General features: G+C 67.3%; 17 protein-coding genes. 13 read left to right on the top strand and 4 right to left on the bottom strand.

Features of this window, described 5'->3' with window-relative positions:
* Positions 1-3: 3 nt before the first annotated feature.
* The gene (locus NI1_RS14670; RefSeq protein ID WP_067820548.1) at positions 4-381 is read right to left on the bottom strand and encodes a PH domain-containing protein; all 378 of its coding nucleotides are present in this window, start codon (positions 379-381) and stop codon (positions 4-6) included.
* 71 nt (positions 382-452) lie between these two features.
* On the opposite strand from NI1_RS14670, the gene purD reads away from it, so the two are divergent.
* Positions 453-1,736 (top strand): phosphoribosylamine--glycine ligase, encoded by a 1,284-nt coding sequence (gene purD, locus NI1_RS14665; RefSeq protein WP_067820015.1) that lies wholly within the window; start codon positions 453-455, stop codon positions 1,734-1,736.
* A gap of 108 nt (positions 1,737-1,844) precedes the next feature.
* Here purD and NI1_RS14660 read toward each other — a convergent pair whose 3' ends face one another.
* Positions 1,845-3,014, bottom strand: a complete 1,170-nt coding sequence (locus tag NI1_RS14660; RefSeq protein ID WP_369690138.1) for a M23 family metallopeptidase — start codon at positions 3,012-3,014, stop codon at positions 1,845-1,847.
* 71 nt (positions 3,015-3,085) lie between these two features.
* Between NI1_RS14660 and NI1_RS14655 the strand changes: the two genes are divergently transcribed.
* The 5 genes from NI1_RS14655 (at position 3,086) to NI1_RS14635 (ending at position 8,365) form a co-directional block, all read left to right on the top strand.
* On the top strand, positions 3,086-4,258 hold the full coding sequence (locus tag NI1_RS14655) for a pyridoxal phosphate-dependent aminotransferase (RefSeq protein WP_218026747.1): 1,173 nt from the start codon (positions 3,086-3,088) through the stop codon (positions 4,256-4,258).
* 163 nt (positions 4,259-4,421) lie between these two features.
* Positions 4,422-5,027 (top strand): TetR/AcrR family transcriptional regulator, encoded by a 606-nt coding sequence (locus tag NI1_RS14650; RefSeq protein WP_067820013.1) that lies wholly within the window; start codon positions 4,422-4,424, stop codon positions 5,025-5,027.
* Between the two features lie 301 nt (positions 5,028-5,328).
* A complete protein-coding gene (gene purB, locus NI1_RS14645; protein WP_067820010.1) occupies positions 5,329-6,750 on the top strand; it encodes an adenylosuccinate lyase in 1,422 nt (473 codons plus the stop codon).
* 88 nt (positions 6,751-6,838) lie between these two features.
* Entirely contained in the window at positions 6,839-7,276 is a 438-nt protein-coding gene (locus NI1_RS14640) for an HIT family protein (RefSeq protein WP_067820007.1), read from the top strand.
* A gap of 129 nt (positions 7,277-7,405) precedes the next feature.
* On the top strand, positions 7,406-8,365 hold the full coding sequence (locus NI1_RS14635; RefSeq protein WP_067820004.1) for an alpha/beta hydrolase: 960 nt from the start codon (positions 7,406-7,408) through the stop codon (positions 8,363-8,365).
* 19 nt (positions 8,366-8,384) lie between these two features.
* Here NI1_RS14635 and NI1_RS14630 read toward each other — a convergent pair whose 3' ends face one another.
* Positions 8,385-8,600: a DUF397 domain-containing protein gene (locus NI1_RS14630; protein WP_067820001.1), complete on the bottom strand. Its 216-nt coding sequence runs from the start codon at positions 8,598-8,600 to the stop codon at positions 8,385-8,387.
* Between the two features lie 459 nt (positions 8,601-9,059).
* On the opposite strand from NI1_RS14630, the gene NI1_RS14625 reads away from it, so the two are divergent.
* On the top strand, positions 9,060-11,252 hold the full coding sequence (locus NI1_RS14625; RefSeq protein ID WP_067819998.1) for a S9 family peptidase: 2,193 nt from the start codon (positions 9,060-9,062) through the stop codon (positions 11,250-11,252).
* On the opposite strand, the gene gad is transcribed toward NI1_RS14625, so the two are convergent.
* On the bottom strand, positions 11,253-12,662 hold the full coding sequence (gene gad / locus NI1_RS14620) for a glutamate decarboxylase (RefSeq protein ID WP_067819995.1): 1,410 nt from the start codon (positions 12,660-12,662) through the stop codon (positions 11,253-11,255).
* A 238-nt stretch (positions 12,663-12,900) separates the two neighbouring features.
* On the opposite strand from gad, the gene gadC reads away from it, so the two are divergent.
* From gadC to NI1_RS14590, 6 genes are all read left to right on the top strand, one after another.
* Positions 12,901-14,322 carry a glutamate/gamma-aminobutyrate antiporter GadC gene (gene gadC, locus NI1_RS14615; RefSeq protein ID WP_067819992.1) on the top strand — a complete coding sequence of 474 codons (1,422 nt, stop codon included), beginning with the start codon at positions 12,901-12,903 and terminating at the stop codon, positions 14,320-14,322.
* The gene (locus NI1_RS14610; RefSeq protein WP_067819990.1) at positions 14,319-14,789 is read left to right on the top strand and encodes a hypothetical protein; all 471 of its coding nucleotides are present in this window, start codon (positions 14,319-14,321) and stop codon (positions 14,787-14,789) included. Before gadC ends, NI1_RS14610 begins: the two co-directional genes overlap by 4 nt.
* A 13-nt stretch (positions 14,790-14,802) precedes the next feature.
* Positions 14,803-16,185 carry a dipeptidase gene (locus tag NI1_RS14605; RefSeq protein ID WP_067819987.1) on the top strand — a complete coding sequence of 461 codons (1,383 nt, stop codon included), beginning with the start codon at positions 14,803-14,805 and terminating at the stop codon, positions 16,183-16,185.
* Between the two features lie 57 nt (positions 16,186-16,242).
* Entirely contained in the window at positions 16,243-18,564 is a 2,322-nt protein-coding gene (locus tag NI1_RS14600) for an MMPL family transporter (protein ID WP_067820544.1), read from the top strand.
* Positions 18,565-18,634: 70 nt separating this feature from the next.
* Positions 18,635-19,261 carry an AF_1327 family membrane protein gene (locus tag NI1_RS14595; RefSeq protein WP_067819984.1) on the top strand — a complete coding sequence of 209 codons (627 nt, stop codon included), beginning with the start codon at positions 18,635-18,637 and terminating at the stop codon, positions 19,259-19,261.
* Positions 19,261-20,790, top strand: a complete 1,530-nt coding sequence (locus NI1_RS14590) for a hypothetical protein (RefSeq protein ID WP_067819981.1) — start codon at positions 19,261-19,263, stop codon at positions 20,788-20,790. Before NI1_RS14595 ends, NI1_RS14590 begins: the two co-directional genes overlap by 1 nt.
* Positions 20,791-20,798: the final 8 nt, after the last annotated feature.

The following is a 20,798-nucleotide window of genomic DNA, read 5'->3' as shown; positions in this document are numbered from 1 at the left end:
CGTTCACACGGCTACGAAGTGGGACAAGATGCCCTGCACTTCGTAGATGTCGACCTGGCGGTTGAAGCGTTTGCTGATCGGTTCGTGATTGCCCGAGATCCAGATGGCGAGTTCGGCGTCCAGGTCGAAGGTGCCGGCGGTCTCCACCGAGAAGTGGGTGATCGCGCGGTAGGGGATGGAGTGGTAGCTGACCTTGCGGCCGGTGACGCCCTGTTTGTCGACCATGATCAGTCTGCGGTTGGTGAACAGGATGGCGTCGCGGATCAGCAGGTAGGCCGCGTAGATCTGTTCGCCCTGGCCGAGCAGCTTGCCGTATTCGCCTTGGGCTTCGGCGGGATCGATACGTCCCGCATTGCCCATCAATCCGTCGATGAGACCCATGCTCCGGTACATCCTCACAGTGGTGGTGGGTGACGGCGGTCACCGTCCATCATCCCTCTAAGCTGTCAGCCGTGCGCGTACTCGTGATCGGTTCCGGAGCCCGTGAACATGCCCTCGTTCTTGCCCTGCGCAAGGACCCGGCGGTGACCGCGGTCTACGCCGCCCCCGGCAATGCCGGCATCGCCCAGCATGCCGAGGTGCGTCCGGTGGATGCCTCCTCGGGTGAGGAGGTGACCGCGCTGGCGCGGGAGCTGGAGGCCGATCTGGTGGTGATCGGGCCCGAGGTGCCGCTGGTGCTCGGCGTGGCGGACGCGGTGCGGGCCGCCGGGATTCCGGCGTTCGGGCCGTCCGCGGCCGCCGCCCGCATCGAAGGCTCCAAGGCGTTCGCCAAGGACATCATGAACGCGGCCGGGGTCAAGACCGCGCACAGCGAGATCGTGGATCATCCGGGCGAACTCGATGCCGCGCTGGATCGCTTCGGGCCCACCTGGGTGGTCAAGGACGACGGGCTGGCCGCGGGCAAGGGCGTGGTCGTCACCGCCGACCGGTCGGTCGCGCGCGATCACGGCGCCGAACTGCTGGAGAACGGGCACCCGGTGCTGCTGGAATCCTTCCTCGACGGTCCCGAGGTGTCGCTGTTCTGCCTCGTCGACGGTGAGACCGTGGTGCCGCTGCTGCCCGCGCAGGATCACAAGCGGGTCGGCGACGGTGATACCGGGCCGAACACCGGCGGCATGGGCGCGTACACCCCGCTGCCGTGGCTGCCGCAGGAAACCCTGGACGCCATCGTCGACGATGTGGTGAAACCCGTTGCGGCCGAGATGGTCCGGCAGGGCGTGCCGTTCTCCGGGCTGCTCTACGCCGGGCTCGCGGTCGGGCAGAACGGGCCCGCCGTCGTCGAATTCAATTGCCGCTTCGGCGATCCCGAGACCCAAGCGGTGCTGGCCATGCTGGACAGCCCGCTCGGGGAGCTGCTCTACGCCACCGCCACCGGCACCCTGGACCAGGTGGACCCGCCGCGCTGGAAGGACGGCTCGGCCGTCACCGTGGTGCTCGCCGCCGAGAACTATCCGGCGCGGCCGCGCTCCGGGGATGTCATCACCGGGGCCGAATCCTCCGGCACCGGAACCGAATCCGAGGTGCTGCACGCCGGTACCGCGGCGCGTGAGGACGGTGCGCTGGTCTCCGCCGGTGGACGGGTGCTCGCCATCGTCGGCCAGGGCGCGGATCTGAACGAGGCGCGCGCGAACGCCTACAACCGGCTCGCTGGAATCAAGCTGCCCGGCGGGCACTTCCGCACCGATATCGCGCTCGCCGCCACCGAGGGCCGCATCACGGTGCCTTCGGCGGTCTGAGCCCAGGCTTCGAAACTTCAACGCCCGCCCGGGCTTTCACGCTCGGGCGGGCGTTCTGTGTATGAGCACTCGTCCCTCGGGATGACGGGGTGCGGGCGGTGGTCGGGGTCAGGTGAGGCTGAGGCCGCGGGCGGCGAGCCAGGCGGCGGGGTCCACGTGCTGTCCGCCGACGATGATCTCGAAATGCAGGTGCGGGCCGGTGGAGTCGCCGCGGTTGCCGATGCGGGCGATCTGCATGCCCGCCGGGACGCGTTCGCCGACCGAGACGAAGAAGTCGTACATGTGCCCGTAGACGGAGATGGTGCCGTCGTCGTGGCGGATGCGCACCCACAGGCCGAAGCCCTGCGCCGGGCCCGCGTCGATGACCGTGCCCGCCGCGACCGCGTAGATGGGGGAGCCGAGCGGGCCCGCGATATCGATGCCCGCGTGGAAGGTGCCCCAGCGCGAACCGAATCCGGAGGTGAACGCGCCCTTCGCGGGCAGCGCGAAACCACCGGGCGCGTATCCGGGCGGCAGGGTGCCCTCCGGGTACGGGGTGGTCGCCGAGATCCACGGCTGGTATTCGCCCGCCACCGCGGCGGCGGCCTCGGCCTTGGCGCGTTCCAGGGTCTGGCGGGCCGCCGCCGCGACCACCGCCGCCTCACGCAGCTTCTCGCCGTTGTTGATGGCGTCCAGATAGCGCTTGGCCGTGCCGGCGGTGGTGTTCACCTGCAAGGGGTGTGCAACCGGAACCCGCACCGCCACACCGGGACTCGCCTCCGCGTCCAGCGGAATCATCCCCAGCGCGCTGTCCGCCGAAGCGAACACCACGACCGCCGTCATCCCGGCGATCAGCACCCGATGCTTGATCGCCCACGCCTTGGCGACCGGCGCCTGCCGCTTGAATTCGTCCCGCCCCTGCTTCGCGAGCGCCGCCGCCTCGGCCCGCGAGCGCGGGCGCTGTTCCCACCACCCGGCCGCCCGGTCCCGCACGATCGGGGCCTGCTCCCGGGCCGCCGCGACCGCCTTCGCCGACACCTCGCCGACGCGATCGAGCTGCTTACGGGCCCACGCCGACGAGGACGCCGCCGGAGCCATGAGATGCGAGCGGACCCCCGGCGTGTACGTCGCGGTCTTTCGCCGCAGCCCGTCGTGCTCGTCAGCGGTATCGGTGCTCTCCGGTCCGGCGTCGCGATCCTGGGGTTCGAGTTCGGTGTTGCCGGGAGTGGCGTCGCTGTCCACGGGCTCGGCATCGGCTGCCGCCGAGACCTCCTCGGTGTCGATTCGTCCCCCCGGCACTTTCCCCTCCTCAGGCATTCCGGCGACCATTGTCGGACAGCCGGGGGAGCGGGTGCTCTACCGTCTGTCGGGTGCGTATCGAATCTCGCCGGTCGGCCATTCCACCTTTCTACGTGATGGACGTCTGGAAAGCAGCAGCTGAACGGGCCCGGACACACGGAGATGTGCTGGTGCTGGCGGCGGGGCAGCCCTCCACGCCGGCGCCGCGGGCGGTCCTGCGGGCAACCAAGCAGGCAATGGAGAGCGAATTGCTCGGCTACACCGAGACATTCGGAATCCTGGAGTTGCGGGAGGCCATCGCGGGGCATCACCGGGACACCTACGGGGTGCGGGTGAGCGCCGAGGACGTGGTGGTGACGACCGGATCCTCCGGCGCGTTCACGCTGCTGTTCCTGGCGGCGTTCGATGCCGGGGACACCGTGGTGGTGGCGCGACCGGGGTATCCGGCGTACCGGAACACACTCACGGCGCTGGGGTGCGATGTGGTCGAACTGGATTGCGGGCCGGAGACGCGGTTCCAGCCGACCGTGGCCATGCTGGAGGCGCTGCCGGAGCCGCCGGCGGGGCTGATCGTGGCGAGCCCGGCCAATCCGACCGGGACCATGATCGCGCCCGCGGAGTTGGCGGCGCTGGCGCGCTGGTGCGATGCGCATGGGACGCTGCTGATTTCGGACGAGATCTATCACGGCATCGTCTACGACGCCGGGTTCTCCACGAGCGCCGAGCCGACATCGTCCGCTTGGGAGACTTCACGAAATTCGGTCGTTATCGGGTCGGTTTCGAAATACTTCTCCATGACCGGCTGGCGGCTCGGCTGGATGCTCGCCCCGGAGCACCTGCGGCCCGCTTTGCAGCGCTTGGCTTCGAACATGACGGTCTGCCCGCCGGCTATTTCCCAGTTCGCGGCGGTGCACGCCTTCGGGCCCGAGGCGAAAGAAGAACTGGACGGACATGTGCAGCGTTATGCGGCGAATCGGCAATTGCTGCTGACCGGCCTGCCCAAGCTCGGCATCACCGACTTGGCCCCGGCCGACGGCGCGTTCTACGCCTACGCGGATATCGCGCACCTGACCGATGATTCGATGGCCTGGTGCACCGAGGTGCTGAACCGGACCGGCGTCGCGCTGGCGCCGGGCATCGATTTCGATACGGTCAACGGGCAGCACACCGTTCGCTTCTCGTTCGCCGGCGCGAGTGCCGATATCGAGGAGGCACTCGACCGGTTGGAACGCTATATGGCGTGATCTGCCAAGACTTTCCGGAGTGGCCCACGGGCGCGCCGCGATGGGGTACAAAAGCAGTACCGCTTTCCCGCACGGCTCTCCCGTTTGCCCATCCGAAGTGGAATCACCACAGATCGCACAGATTTGGCACTGATGAACTCATGATGACTGGCACGATGACACGGTGACCACTGCGACGACTCCGAAAGGCGAACGGCGTCGCCAAGCGCTGGTTTCAGCGGCCGCCGAGCTGTTGCTCGAGGGCGGCTTCGAAGCCGTCCGGCATCGCTCGGTAGCGACGCGCGCGGATCTGCCGCTGGCGTCCACGACCTACTACTTCGAATCGCTCGAGGACTTGATCGCGCGGGCGGTCGAGTTCTCCGGAAACGCCGAACTCGATGCCATGCGGCGGCGGGTCGGCGAGGTGACGCATCGCCGGCGCGGCGCCGACGCGACCGTCGATCTGGTTCTGGACCTGCTGGTCGGTCCGGATGCCACCGACGACGATGCCCGCGGCCAACTGATCGCCCGCTACGAACGCTCCGTAGCCTCGGCCCGCCACCCCGAACTACGCGAGGTCCAGCTCCGACTACGCGCCCAGCTCGACGAACTCCTCGCCGACGTCCTGCGCCGATCCGATCGGGTGGTTCGGGTCGAACAGATACGCCGCCTGGTTGCCGTGGTCGACGGCGCGGTGGTGACCGCCCTCTGCGAATTCGACCCGCAGCCACGAAGAGTCGCCCGCGCCGCCCTGCTCGAGGTCATCGACATCGTCGCGCCCCCGGCATAGACAACTCTCGTGACTCTCAGGGGTAAATCCCTGAAACCCCGGAAGGGAAGAACCTCAGGGGCAAGCCCCTGAAACCCCAAGCGAGAAGGCCGGGGCTCGCCGGGAAGCCGCCGACTTCAAGGGAGATCGAGGCGCGCTCGAAACCGCCACCGGGATGGAGTTCGGGGCGCGCTCGAAACCGCCGACGGGATGGAGTTCGGGGCACGGCCGAAATGTCTGCGGGGAGGGAGTTCGGGGTGCGGGCGGGGAACTCCGACCGCGCTCGCGGGCGACCAGCATCACGCCGGTAAACTGGCCAAACGTGACCTTTGTGCCTAACGTCCTCGCCACTCGCTATGCCAGCCCTGAGCTTGTCCATCTGTGGTCTCCGGAGAACAAGATCGTGCTGGAGCGGCGGTTGTGGCTGGAGGTGTTGCGGGCGCAGGCCGAGCTCGGGATCGATGTGCCGGCGGGGGTGGTCGAGGATTATGAGCGGGTTGTCGACCAGGTTGATCTGAAGTCGATCGCCGAGCGGGAGCGGGTTACCCGGCACGATGTGAAGGCGCGGATCGAGGAGTTCAACGCGCTGGCGGGGCATGAGCATGTGCACAAGGGCATGACTTCGCGCGATCTCACCGAGAACGTGGAGCAATTGCAGATCCGGCTGTCGCTGGAGCACGTGTACGAGCACGGGGTCGCTATCGCGGCGCGGTTGGCGGAGCGCGCGGCCGAGTATCAGACGCTGGTGATGGCGGGGCGGTCGCACAATGTCGCGGCGCAGGCCACCACGCTGGGCAAGCGGTTCGCTTCGGCGACGGACGAGTTGCTGATCGCGCTCACTCGGCTGCGCGAGCTGATCGACCGGTATCCGCTGCGCGGGATCAAGGGGCCGATGGGCACCGCGCAGGACATGCTCGATCTGCTCGGCGGCGATGCGGCGAAGCTGGCGCAGCTGGAGCAGAAAGTGGCGCGGCACTTGGGTTTTGCCAATGTGTTCACCAGCGTCGGGCAGATCTACCCGCGTTCGCTGGATCACGATGTGCTCTCCGCGCTGGTGCAGGTCGGGGCGGGGCCGTCGTCGTTCGCGCACACCATTCGGCTGATGGCCGGGCACGAGCTGGTGACCGAGGGCTTCCAGCCGGGGCAGGTCGGCTCCTCGGCGATGCCGCACAAGATGAACACGCGTTCGTGCGAGCGCGTCAACGGCCTCCAGGTGGTGCTGCGCGGCTACGCCTCCATGGCCGCGGAACTGGCGGGCGCGCAGTGGAACGAGGGTGATGTGTTCTGCTCGGTGGTGCGCCGGGTCGCGCTGCCGGACGCCTTCTTCGCCATCGACGGCATGATGGAGACCTTCCTGACCGTGCTCGCCGAATTCGGCGCGTACCCGGCGGTCATCGACCGCGAACTCAACCGCTACCTGCCGTTCCTGGCCACCACCCGCATCCTGATGGCGGCCGTGCGCGCGGGCGTGGGGCGCGAGACCGCGCACGAGGTCATCAAGGAGCACGCCGTGGCGGTGGCGCTGGCCATGCGCGAGCAGGGCCGCGAACCCGATCTGCTGGATCGCCTGGCCGCCGACGACCGCATGCCGCTGGATCGCGAGGCCCTCGATATCGCCCTCGCCGACCGCTCCGCCTTCATCGGCGCGGCCGAGGCGCAGGCCGGGGATGTCATCGCCCAGGTGCAGAAGCTGGTCGACGCCAACCCGGAGGCCGCCCGCTACACCCCCTCGCCGATCCTCTAGCGAGACCGCGCCTCTCGTATTCTTCGCCCCGGCTCGTCTGTCGAGCCGGGGCGAATTGCGTTCGCGGGCGGCCATTTAGGCTGCGGTCATGGATCCGTACACGATTTTCGCCGATATCGTTGCCGGCCGCGCGCCCTCCAGCAAGGTGTACGAGGACGCGGATGTGGTGGCGTTCATGGACATTCGGCCCTTCACGCCCGGCCATCTGCTGGTGATTCCGAAGGTGCAGGCGCGCAGCCTGGCCGAGCTGGATCCCGCGGTCGGCGGCAAACTGTTCCAGGTCGGCCAGCAGCTGGCCGCCGCGCTGCGCGAGTCCGAGGTGAACTGCGACGGCGTGAACTTCTTCCTGGCCGACGGCGTGACGGCCGGGCAGGAGGTTTTCCACGTGCATCTGCACGTGATTCCCCGCACGCCCGGCGACGGCTTCGGCCTTCGTGGCCGACCGACCAGTCCGCGTCGCGAGGATCTCGATTACCTGGCCGGATCGATCAAGGGCGCGCTCACCAGAACCTCCGGCCGGTCATAGCCGAAACGGATTAACATATCCGAACCGCTTGGTTTGCCAGCGACACGCCAAAATCGAAATCTTCCTCGTAGCGGGCGTCTCTCGAGCTACTTTTGAACCCGGTTGTGGTGGGCTGATGGAGGTGGGGACATGCGCAGAAGAGTTATTGCCGCAGCGATTTTCGCGGTTGCCGCAGGTTTGCTGAGTCCGGCGGTGGTAGCTCCGCAAACCGCGCGGGCGGCACAGGTGGTCCGCGTCGACGACCTCAGCGCCACCCGCTCGGCGCTCTTCATCGATTCGACCGCCATGGGCCGCACCATCCAGGTCCAGGTACTGCACCCGGCCGGCGGCGGCGCCCGCCCCAGCTACTACCTGCTGGACGGTCTGGACCCCGGCGCGACGCAGAGCACCTGGACCAATGCCACCGACGCCGAGTCCTTCTTCCAGGGCCGCGATGTGAACGTGGTGCTCCCCATCGGCGGCCAGGCCAGCTACTACACCGACTGGGTGGCCGACGATCCGCGCTTCGGCCGCTACAAGTGGGAAACCTTTCTGACAGAAGAACTTCCGCCCATCATCGACGGCTACTTCAGCGGTAACGGCGTGAACGCCATCGGCGGGCTGAGTATGGGCGGCAGCGCGGCCTTCACCCTGGCGGTGCGCCATCCGGCCCTGTATCGCGCGGTCGCGGGCTACAGCGCCTGCCCGGACACCTCCATCGCGCAGCCGGCCATCTTCTTCTCGGTCGCCAATCGCGGTGGCAATCCGCTCAATATGTGGGGCGGCCCCGCCGACCCGGCGTGGAGCGCGCACAATCCGGCGGTGCTGACCGAGGCGCTGCGCGGCAAGACCATCTTCCTCTCCACCGGCAGCGGCCTGCCCGGCCCGCACGAACTGGAGATCAAACCGCAGCTGCCGGAGAACATCTTCTTCGGCGGCCCGATCGAGATGGGCGTGAACGCCTGCGTCGCTGCGTTCGAGGCGCGCTTGAGCAGCCTCGGCATTCCGGCTCGCATCGATCGCAGCGTGGTGGGTACGCACTCCTGGTCCTACTGGCAGGACACGCTGCACACGTCCTGGCCGACCATCGGGGGTGCGATCGGGGCCTGAACCCCGATCGCGAATCGAATCAGCTTCCCGGACGGTTGAATTCGCCGTCCTTGGCCCCGGCGACGAAGGCCTTCCACTCGCCGGGGGTGAAGATCAGGACCGGCCCATCCGGATTGCGGGAATCCCGTAATCCGATATTTCCGCTGGCCAGGAAGGCGATTTCGACGCCCTCGGCACTGTCGTCGCCGCGCCGCCAGACGGCGTCGGTTTCGATTTCGCGGTTCTTCGCTTCCACTCCGGACTCCTGTGCGCTTGCCAGTACTGGACGGTGATGTGGATCGCAATCATGATGCCAGGGTTTGTGCGGGGTCCGGATCGGATATTCCATCTTGTGTCAGCGAAAGGAGGTACGGTGCGCACGCCATGGACCCCACAGCGAGCAGCCCCCATCTCCGATAGCTGTGAGATGGTTCCCGAGCGATTCACCTCGGAGCTCGCTCACAGCATCCTGCGGATTCACCGAAGTTGCCCGACCGACCAGTGCGCGCGGCGCAAGGCGGCGGTCTTCTATCTCTACGAGCACCGTCAGCAGCATGTCGCGCCGGTAGGGCGCGAGCGGCGAGCGCGCTAGTTCGCTCGGCCGTACGTCGGCGCAGGTGAAGTCCGAGGTGTTATCGGCGATAGATCGAGATGAACCGCGCGTCCGGCTGGGCCGTTGAGCAGTGGTCGCGGGGCGCACCACTAACGTGGACGCATGGCTCTTGACAGCGGTAGCGCGACCTCCGACCTCGGCGCGACGGACGCGCCGCCCATCGCCGAGCGGGTGCCGTTCGAGCGCGTCCACCACGGCGATGTCTTCGTCGACGAGTACGAATGGCTGCGGGCGAAGGAGAATCCCGAGGTCATCGCGTATCTGGAGGCGGAGAACGCCCATACCGAGGCGCAGACCGGGCATTTGAAGTCGCTGCGGGAGAAGATCTTCGACGAGATCAAGGCGCGCACTCAGGAGACCGATCTGACGGTGCCGACCCGGATGGGCGAGTACTGGTATTACTCGCGCAGCTTCGAAGGCAAGCAGTACGGGGTGTCCTGCCGGGCGCCGATCGCGAATCCGGACGACTGGACCCCGCCGGTGCTGGACGCCGATGCCGAGGTGCCCGGCGAGCAGGTGCTGCTGGATCTGAACGTGCTGGCCGAGGGGCATGATTTCATCGGGGTCGGGGCGTTCTCGCTGACCCACGCCGGCGACGTGCTGGCCTACTCGGTCGATACCGTCGGCGACGAGCGGTACCTGCTGCGGTTCAAGAACCTGGAGACCGGCGAGCTGCTGCCCGACGAGATTCCGGGGGTGGCCCCGGGCGCGACCTGGTCGCTGGATGGCGACTACGTCTTCTATCAGACCTTCAACGACGCCTGGCGCTCCGACACCGTGTGGCGGCACCGCATGGGCACGCCGGCGTCCGAGGACGTCAAGATCTTCCACGAGCCCGACGAGCGCTTCAATGTCGGCATCACCGCCACCCGTTCCGAGAAGTTCCTGCTGATCGAGACCTCCGGCAAGCTGACCAGCGAGATCTGGCTGCTCGAATCCGACGATCCGGCAGGCGAATTCCGGGTGGTGCTGCCGCGCCGCGAGGGCGTGGAGTACGGCGTCGAGCACGCGGTGATCGCGGGCGAGGACAAGCTGCTCATCCTGCACAATGATGTGGTGGACGGCGTCAAGGCCGTCAACTTCGTGCTCGCCGAGGCCCCGCTGGCCGATCCGGCGAACCAGACGCTGCTGGTGCCGCACCGCACCGACACCCGCATCCTGGATATCGATGCCTTCTCCGACAAGCTGGTGCTCAGCTACCGCCGCGATGCCCTGCCCCGGGTGGCGGTGTGGCCGCTGACCGATACCGGCTACGGCGAGCTGCGCGAGATCGAATTCGATCTGGAGCTGTTCGACGCGGGCCTGATGTCGAATCCGGAATGGGTGCAGCCGACCCTGCGCATGGGCCTGACCTCGTTCCTGACCCCCTTGCAGATCTTCGACTACGTACCGGTCACCGGGGAACTGCTGCTGCGCAAGGAAACCGTGGTGCTGGGCGGGTACGACCCGAACGACTATGAGCAGCACCGGGATTGGGCGACCGCCGCGGACGGCACCCGGATTCCCATCTCCATCGTGCGGCGTAAGGACGGTGGCCGCGCCGCCACCGCCGGTCCGCGCTACGCGCCCGGCGATCCGAAACCGTTGCTGCTCTACGGCTACGGCTCCTACGAGACCAGCATCGACCCGTATTTCTCGGTGGCGCGGCTGTCGCTGCTGGATCGCGGCATGATCTTCGCGGTCGCGCACGTGCGCGGCGGCGGCGAGATGGGCCGGCTCTGGTACGACGAGGGCAAGATGCTGGTCAAGAAGAACACCTTCACCGACTTCGTCTCCTGCGCAAGGCATCTGGTGGAGACCGGCGTCACCGCGGCGGACCGCATGGTCGCCGACGGCGGCAGCGCGGGCGGTCTGCTGGTGGGCGCGGTGGCCAATCTCGCGCCGGAGCTGTTCGCGGGCGTCATCGCCAATGTGCCGTTCGTGGATCCGCTGACCTCCATCCTGGATCCGTCCCTGCCGCTCACCGTCACCGAGTGGGAGGAGTGGGGTAATCCGCTGGAGGACAAGGAAGTCTACGAGTACATGAAGTCGTACTCGCCGTACGAGAACGTCGAGGCCAAGAACTATCCGGCCATCCTGGCCATCACCTCGCTCAACGACACCCGCGTGCTGTACGTGGAACCGGCCAAGTGGGTGGCGAAACTGCGCGCCACCAAAACCGGTGACTCGCAGCTGCTTTTGAAGACCGAGATGAGCGCCGGGCACGGCGGCGTGAGCGGCCGCTACGAGAAGTGGAAGGAAATCTCGTTCGAGTTCGCCTGGCTGCTGGACACCGTCGGTCTGGCCGGCGTCTGATCACGGCTGCGCGTCGGCGGGCACGGCCTGCTCGGACGGCACCGCCGCATGCGCGTTGTGCGGGAACCCGCCCGCCTCCGCATGCGTGAGCGAGGTGACGAGGGGGTGCGCCACCAGCTGTGCGATGCACCGCCGGACGTCGGCGAGCAGCAGGTCGGCCATGTCGTGGGTGAAGCCGTGCCGCAGCACCGCGCGCATGACGGTCTCGTCCTCGCGGCCGGCGGGCAGCGGGTAGGCCGCGATCAGCCAGCCGCGGCTGCGCAGCCGATCCGACAGGTCGTAGAGGTTGTAGACCTGCTCGTGCTTAAGACGCCAGCACACGGCGGTGATGCCCTGCCGGGGATCGCCGTCGTGGATCAGCTCGAACGGCCCCATCCGCTCCAGACCGGTGGCAAGATGCCGCGCCACCTCGTAGATGCGGCTCTGCACGCGGGTGTAGCCGGTGCGGCCCAGGCGGATGAAGTCGTAGTACTGGGTGATGGCCTGCCCGCCCGGCCGGGAGAAATTGAGGTTGAAGGTGGCCATCGAGCCGCCGAGGTAGTCGACGTCGAAGATGAGTTCCCGGGGCAGGTCCGCGGGCGTGCGCCAGATCGCCCAGCCCACGCCCAGCGGCGCCAGCCCGGTCTTGTGCCCCGAGGCGTTGATCGACTTCACCCGCGGTAACCGGAAGTCCCACACCAGATCCGGTGCGCAGAACGGGGCGAGGAAGCCGCCGCTGGCCGCGTCCACGTGCATGGGGATATTGAGCTCGGTCCGCTCCTCCAGCTCGTCGAGCGCCTGGTGGATGCCGGCCACGTCCTCGAACAGGCCGGTGAAGGTCTGCCCGAAGGTGGGCACCACCAGCATGGTGTTCTCGTCGCAGTGGGCGGCGATATCGTCCGGGTGCAGGGTGAGCCGGTCCTCGCGCAGCGGGATCTGGCGGAGCTCCACCTCGAAGTAGCGGGCGAACTTCTCCCAGCACACCTGCACCGGGCCGCAGACGAAATTGGGGGTGCCGACGCCGCCGCGCTTGCGCCAGCGCCACTTCGCGGCCAGCCCGGCCAGCATGGCGGCCTCGCTGGAGCCGGTGGTGGAGGTGCCGACGGCTTTGGCGGGGTCGGGGGAGTGCCACAGGTCGGCGATCATGCGCACGCAGCGCTGCTCGAGTTCGGCGGTCTGCGGGTATTCGTCCTTGTCGACGATGTTCTTGTCCAGGGATTCGTTCATCAGACGCCGCGCCTGGTCATCGACCCAGGTGGTGCAGAAGGTCGCCAGGTTCATCCGGGCGACCCCGTCGAGCATCAGCTCGTCGTGCACCACCTCGTAGGCCACCTGGGGCGCCATTTCCGGGCCCGGGAAGCCGGCTTTCGGGGCGGTTCGACCGAGGCCGGGCATGGCGAACAGGTCGTCTGGTCCGGGGTCTGCGGTCATCGCGCCTCCAGTCTCGTAAGCAGGGTTTGCTGTGCGGCGGTAACCAGCTTCCCGTGGCTCGAAACTGGTTGGGTAAGGTACCGTTTCGTAATCAAAGGATGGTTGCTGAACGATTACTATTCAGCTCTATGGGCTATCAGCATGTCATAGAGCAGGTGATGTCCGCCACGCCGCCACACGTCGGTGCGGGAACTGTTTCCGGCCGGGTTCCCGGGTTCTCGGCCGGGACCGCGGTGCTATGACCACCACCGCGACGAAAGCCACTGCCACCAAATACATTTCCTGGATCACCCTGGCGCTGATGACCACCAGTTCGGTGGCCAGCCTGCGGGCCGCGCCGACCATGGCCGTGTACGGCCTGGCCTGCGTGTTCCTCTACCTGATTCCGGCGCTGCTGTTCCTGCTGCCGACCGCGTTCGTCGCCGCCGAGCTGGCCTCCGGCTGGAGCGGCGGGGTGTACAAGTGGGTGGGCGAGGGCATCTCGAAGCAGATGGGCTTCCTGGCGGTCTGGTGCCAGTTCGCCATGACCATCTTCTATTACCCGAGCCTGCTGGCCTATGTGGCAAGCACTTTCGCCTACATCATCAACCCCGCGCTGGCCGCCAACGGGGTGTACGTGGCCATCGTCATCATCACCATCTACTGGGCGGCGGTGTTCGTCTCCGCGCAGGGCACCAAAACCGTTGCGGGACTGTCGAGTATGGGTTTGATCATCGGCACGCTGGTGCCCGGTGCGCTGCTGGTGGCGCTGGGCCTGGTGTTCCTGGCGCAGGGCAATCCCTCGGCCGCGCCGATGGACTCCGCGCACCTGCTGCCCGCCTGGACCGGTATCGCCAGCCTGGTGCTGATCGTCAACAACTTCCTGTCCTACGCGGGCATGGAGATGAACGCAGTGCACGTCTCCTCGCTGAAGAATCCGGGCAAGGAGTACCCGAAGGCCATGCTGCTGGCCGTGATCCTGGTGCTGACCATCTTCATCGTGCCCGCGGTGGTGATCAGCTGGGTGGTGCCGTCCAAGAACCTGAGCCTGACCGCCGGTGTCATGCAGGCCTTCGACGGGTTCTTCCAGCACTTCGGCATCGGCTTCCTGACCCCGATCCTGGGCGTCATGCTGGTGGCGGCGGCGCTGGGCGGCATGCTGACCTGGCTGACCGGGCCGTCCAAGGGGCTGCTCATCATCGGCCGCAACGAGGGCTATCTGCCGCCGATCCTGACCCGGGTGAACAAGCACGGCGTGCAGCAGAACATGATGGTGGCGCAGGGCGTGGTGACCACGCTGCTGGCGCTGCTATACGCGTTCATCCCCGATGTGTCGAGCGCCTACTGGATCCTGTCGGTGATAACCACGCAGGTGTATCTGATCATGTATGTGCTCATGTTCATCGCGGCGATTCGCTTGCGCCGCAACGATCCCGGTCATCCACGCGGTTATCGCGCACCCGCGCTGATCGCCCTGTGCGGGCTCGGCACCGCCTCCTCGGTGGCGGCCTTCCTCATCGGTTTCGTGCCGCCCTCGCAGTACGGCAGCGGTAACGCGCTCAGCTATGTGCTGATCATCGGGCTCGGCATGGGCATTGTCGGGTTGCTGATTCCCTACCTGTTCCTCCGATTCCGCAAGCCCGGCTGGAAGTCCGCCACCCCGCAGGAGGCGCTGTCATGACGGAGGTCGAACTCCCCGAAGCGCTGAACGCGGGGGACCGGTATCGCAAGCTCATCTACATCTCGGTGGCGCTGCTGCTGGTCGCGCTGGCGGTCGCCGGGGCCATCGTCTTCCGCAAGGATCGCGAGACCGATGTGGCGCTACGGCGGGCCGAAGTGCTGCAAACCCGTTTGGCCGATGCCGGTTTCAGCGCACCCGATCCGCAGGTCATCGCCGACACGATGGGTGAGGACGGCGGTTTCGTCTGCCAGGACCCGACCTCGCCGCTGATCAGGGCGCGCTATCGGGCGGCCATCAGCAACGGCGCGTCGGGGCCCGGGAATCGGCCGGTGATCGCCGACAGCGAGGTGTTCACCGCCACCGCGCTGGCCATCGAAACCTATTGCCCCGACCAGCTCGCCGGCTATCTGGAGGCGACCGGCACCCTGAAGAAGGGCGATACGGTCAAGCCGGATGAGCCGAAGTGACCAGGAGGACGCAATGACCAGTACCGAGATCGAAGAGGATTCGCGTACCGCGGCCTTGCGCGCCGCGGTGCGGGAGCTGATGCCGCGCGCGAAAAGCGATCTGGCCCAGCTGGTGTCGTTCAAGTCCGTCGCCGACCCGCGGCAGTTCCCGGCCCAGGAGTGTGAGAAGGCCGCGCAATGGGTGGCCGACGCCTTCGCCGCCGAGGGGCTCACCGATGCCGGACTGCACGAAACCCCGGACGGCAGTAAGGCGGTGGTGGCGCGCAGCCAGGCTCCGGCCGGTGCGCCGACCGTCATGCTCTACTGCCACTACGACGTGCAGCCGCCGCTCGACGACGCCGCCTGGCAGACCCCGGTCTGGACGCTGACCGAGCAGAACGGGCGCTGGTACGGGCGCGGCGCGGCCGACTGCAAGGGCAATATCGTCATGCACCTGACCGCGCTGCGGGCGCTGCGCCAGGTGCTCGGCGACGCCTACCCGGTCGGTTTGACGCTGGTCTCGGAGGGCTCCGAGGAGCAGGGCACCGGCGGGCTGGAGGAGTTCGTGCCCGGCAATGTCGAGTTGCTGCGGGCCGATACGCTGCTGATCTGCGACTGCGGCAACTTCGAGGTCGGCGTGCCCACCTTCACCCAGACCCTGCGCGGCAATGTGAACGTGGTCGTCACCGTCGAAACCCTGGCTGGGCCGATGCATTCCGGCATGTTCGGCGGCCCGGCCCCGGACGCGCTGGCGGCCATGATCCAGCTGCTCTCCACCCTGCGCGACGCACACGGCAACACCACCGTCTCCGGGCTGCCCAACAGCCAGGTCTGGGAGGGACACGACTATCCGGATGCCCAATTCCGTTCGGACGCCGGCATTCTCGACGGTGTGGACCTGCTCGGCAGCGGCAAGGTTGCCGACATGCTGTGGGCGCGGCCCGCCATCACGGTGCTCGGCATGGACGTGCCGCCGGTGGTGGGCTCCTCGGCGGCGATCCAGCCCAAGACCCGGGCCCGGCTGAACCTGCGCATCCCGCCCGGCATCAAACCCGAGCAGGCGCTGAAAGCCCTTACCGCGCACCTGGAATCGAATACGCCGTGGCATGCGAAGGTCACCGTCGAGACCGAGGCCACCGGCTCGCCGTTCGTCGGCAGCACCAGCGGCCCGGCCCGGCAGGCCATGTCGGAGGCGATGGCGGCCGCCTACGGCCGCCCCGCCACCACCGAGGGTCAGGGCGGCTCCATCCCGCTCTGCAATGTCTTCGCCGACACCTATCCCGAATCGGAGATCATGTTGATGGGTGTGGAGGAACCGAAATGCCTCATCCACGCGCCCAATGAGAGCGTGGATCCCTCCGAGATCGAGCACATGGCGCTCTCGGTGGCGCTGTTCCTGGCGTCCTACGCCGAGTAGTCCGCAGTAGTCAGCTGGGCCGCAAGCACGATTCACTCGACCGTTAGGGAGATGCTCGTGTCCGTCTATCTGTATCGGTGGGGCAGGTTCGCTTATCGACGCAAATGGATCGTGCTGCCGGTCTGGCTGGCGCTGTGGATAGTGCTCGGCGGGCTCGGGACCACCCTGAAAGAGCCGATGAGCAATGCCTTCGACATCCCGAATCTGCCGTCGGAGCGGGCCACCGAGATCCTGGACGAGCATTTCCCGGGCATGTCGGCGGCCTACAAATTCGACGCCGTCACCGGGGTGTATGTGATCGGGGCGCCGGCCGGGACCAGGCTGACCGACGAGCGCAATCACGAGGCGATCAAGGGCTTGATCAAGCAGCTCGACGGGCTGGGGATCGTCGATCACGGCAAACCGCTGACCGATCCGATCGCGGCGGCCGAGCAGATGGGCTGCCTGACGGGGGACCGGAACTCCAGCGCCTTCGTCTCCAAATGCAGCAACGCGCCGTTGAACGTGCTGAACCCGAACGATCCCGATTCCGTTGCCATCCTGAGTGTTCCGTTCGGGATCGCGAACTTCGCCGATATCACGGCCGACGATCGCGAGGCGGCCTACGACGCGGCCGACAGCGCGCGGGCCGACGGGCTCACGGTGGAGCTCTCCGGCACCATCGCCATGGAGCAGCAACAGCCCAGCGGTAAGTCCGAGATGATCGGCATGGGCTTCGCGCTGCTGGTCATGATCATCTCGTTCGGGGCGATCGTCGCGGCGTTCGTCCCGATCATCACCGCCATCGTGGGGCTGGGCGCGGCGACCTCGCTGATCTTCCTGGGCACTTCGGTCATCGAGGTGCCGAGCTTCACCACCTTCCTGGCCTCCATGATCGGCATCGCGCTCTCCATCGACTACGCGCTGTTCATCGTCTCGCGCTACAAACACGAACTGGCGGTGCAGGATTCGCCGGAGGAGGCGGCGGGCGTGGCGCTCGGCACGGCCGGCTCGGCGGTGGTGTTCGCCGGCCTCACCGTGATCATCGCGCTGGTCGGGCTGAGCATCGTCGGGGTGCGCTTCCTGACCTTCATGGGCCTGGGCGGCGCGGTCGCGGCGGGATTCGCGGTGCTCACCGCCATCACGCTGATGCCCGCGCTGCTCGGCGCGTTCGGGCGGTTCCTGTTCAAACCGCGGCTGCCGCTGGTCGCCCAGCACGATCCGGAGGACGATTCGCAGGTCACCAATGGCATGCGCGTCGCCCGCGTGATCGCCAAGGCCCCGTGGGTCACCCTGGCGCTGAGCGTGATCGTGCTCGGTCTGCTGGCCGCGCCCGCCGCGAAGATGAACCTCGGCCTGCCGGGTGAGGATTCGATGCCCAAGACCTCCACCATCCGCAAGGCGTACGACCTGCGCACCCAGGGCTTCGGCGAGGGCAGCAACGGCGTGCTCCAGATCGCGGTGGACCTGTCGGAAACTCCGCCGGGGGTGCGCGAGCAGGCGGTGAATGCGCTGCGGGACAAGCTCACCCGCTACTCCGACATGAACTATGTGACCGATCCGATCTGGAGCGCGGACAAGGCGGGCGCGCGGTTCGAGGGCGTGCCCAAGACCGGGCCCAACGATCAGCAGACCAAGGACCTGGTGCGCGAGACCCGCGATGCCGAGAGCTCCTTCCGTGCCGACTACGGCATGCGCTACGGAATCACCGGCACCACCGCCATCTACGCCGATATCGACCATGTGCTGCTGGGCAAGATCGTGCCCTACCTGGCCATCGTCGCCGGTGCCGCGTTCCTGCTGCTGATCGCCGTCTTCCGATCCATCCTGGTCCCTTTGACGGCCGCGCTCGGCTTCCTGCTGTCCATGGCCGCCACTTTCGGCGCGACCGTGCTGATCTTCCAGGAGGGCAGGTTCGGCCTGATCGAGGAGCCACGCCCGATCATCAGCTTCATGCCGATCATGTTGATCGGCTTGGTGTTCGGCCTCGCCATGGACTACCAGGTTTTCCTGGTGACCCGGATGCGCGAGGAGTACGTCAAGGGCGAACCGCCCACCCAGGCCATGGTCAAGGGCTACCACCACGGCGCGCGGGTGGTCACCTCGGCAGCCGTCATCATGATCTTCGTCTTCGGCTCGTTCCTGATGGAGCCCGACGTGAGCGCCAAGTCCATGGGCTTCGCGCTGGCGGCGGGCGTACTGCTGGACGCCTTCCTGGTGCGCATGGTGCTGATCCCGTCGCTGCTGGTGCTCATGGGCAATGCCGCGTGGTGGATGCCGAAGTGGCTGAGCCGGATCGTGCCGGATATCGATGTGGAGGGGGCGCGGCTGCGGGAGCTGCAACGGCGTGCGGCGACCCGCGCGTCCGAGTCTGTGAGCGCGCCTGGTCGCACACAGTGACAGGTTGACATTTCATATCAATTTGTAAAATACTCGCGGCGTCCCCCGGTCATGAGGAGAGAGGGACCCGATGACCGATCACGCCCGCGCGGCGCTCGAATTGCTGCGCGACAGTAGCCAGTTCAAGTGGTACGTCATACCGCTGTTGCTCGTCGTCATCTACGTCTATGCGACCGAGGTCGAGCGGCGGAACTGGAATGTCCTGTTCGCCGGGCTGGCGTTGTGGGGCGTGGATCTGTTCAACGAGATCTGGAACTCGCTGGTCTTCCATGCCACCGGGCGCGCGCCGGTGTGGGGTGCGAGCGGGCCGACGGCCTATCAGCTGCTGATCGGGTTGAACATCGAGATCTGCTTCATGTTCGCGATCATGGGCGTGGCGGCGGCGAAGATGTTGCCGCCCAAGGAGACCCGGATCCTCGGGCTGCCCAACCGGCCCGTACTGATCGCCGTGAACTCGGCGGCGGCCGTCGGGGTCGAAGTGGTGCTCAACCAGGCCGGAGTGCTCACCTGGGATTGGTCCTGGTGGCAGCCGAGCTTTCCGTTCCTGATCTTCCTCATCGGGTACGTGCCGTTCTTCACGGCCTGCTTCTATGTGTACGACCTGCCGACGGTGCGCGCCAAAGCGATTGCGGTGGGGGCGATTCTGGGTGTCGACGCGGTCGCGATCGCGGTCTTCGGAGCTTTAAGGTGGTTGTGATGCGCGCTCGTCTGCTGGGAATTCCGGCCGTGGTGACCGGTCTCGTATTCGGTTGTGCCGCCGCGCAATCCGATGCGGTGGCCGAGGCTCCGGCCTGCACGCTGATCGGTACGGTCGGCACACCCGAGCTGGGCGTGGACAACACCACCGCCGGGCTCGAAACCCTGCCGCTCGCCGATATCACGCTGCCCAGGCAGGTGTACTACCGTACCTCCGCCGAATCGTTCAACCGGCGCTGGAGCTTCGCGGCCCGGGACGGTCAGCTTTACGTGAAAGAGGCTGCCGCACAGGGCGGCTGGCGGCGGATGGCGCTGCCGGACTGCCTGGCGGGCCGGATCACGGGGGTCTCCGCCGATGACGACGAGGTCATGGCGATCGATCGCGACGGCCGGTTCTTCACTATGGATCGTGCGCTGAGTGCGCCGCGGGACTGGAACTGGAGCAGTCGCTACGGCACCCCGCTGTGGACCGGGCCGGGCAATACGCTGCCGGCCGGAACCGTGGACTGGACCTGGTCGGTGCTGTCGCCCGGCGAGGATCACGTCTGGCGCGATGCCGCGGGCAATGATCATCCGGTCGGCGGGGCCAAGGTCTCGCACGTCTTCGCGCTGACCGACGACGGCACCCGGATCCGCTACGTCGATCCGTGGCTGCCCGTGGATCACAGCTACGAGCTACCGATGCCGGCCGGCGGGCGCTTCCGGGCCGCCGCGCTCTCCACCAGCGGTTCGACCACCATGGTGGTGGACCGCTCCGGGGATCTCTACACCCGCCTGTACGACTTCGACATCTCCGGCGCGGACAAGGTGTTCTTCCGCTATTCCTACGAGGATCAGCGTGGGCTGCCGGAGGCCCCGGACATGCTGTCCGAGCGGATCGATTCGCGCTATGCCGCCATTGCGCTCCCGGCCCCGTCGTGGGTGCGGCAGCCCAAGGTGCCGGGCGAGATCACCGACCGGATCTCGGTGCACAAGACCGGAATCGGTTCGGACGCACGGGAACTGCGCGTCGAGGGCGCGCACGACGGCCGGACCGGCTATTGGGTGAAGACGCTCACGGCGGCCGAATGGCGCTTCGTCGCCACCGATCAGCCACTCGCCGGGAGCCGCCTGGACAATACCGCCGAGGATCGGTCCGTGGACGAGTCGGTGGCGCTCGCCGGTGGCCGCTACACCGGGCGCGGTGCGGGGGAGTGGACGGCGACCGTCGAATCCTTCGACGCGGCAACGGAATCCGTACCGTTGCGGCTGGAATTCGCCGACGGGGCGCGGCTGGATGTCGTGCTGCACACCGTCGACGGTTTGCGCCAGGCGCCGCAGGCATCCGGGATCACCGGCCAGGCCCGGCGCTACGACGGCACCCTGGAAGTCCCGGCGGAGATCCTGAACGGCCTTGCCGCGCAACCGGTATCGGTGCGGGACTTCGTACAGCAGACTCTCGGTGGCCGCCGCTTCACCGACACCGGTGTTTCGGTGACCACCGCCGAGTTCCGGATCGAGGGCCTGGGTCTGGTCCTGGGCCGGGTTTGATACCCGGC

Origin of the sequence: Nocardia inohanensis NBRC 100128, assembly GCF_001612945.1 — a bacterium.
In the GTDB taxonomy this organism is placed as follows: domain Bacteria; phylum Actinomycetota; class Actinomycetes; order Mycobacteriales; family Mycobacteriaceae; genus Nocardia; species Nocardia inohanensis.
The sequence above is the reverse complement of the archived record's forward strand: the minus strand, read 5'-3'. Positions and strand labels throughout refer to the sequence as shown.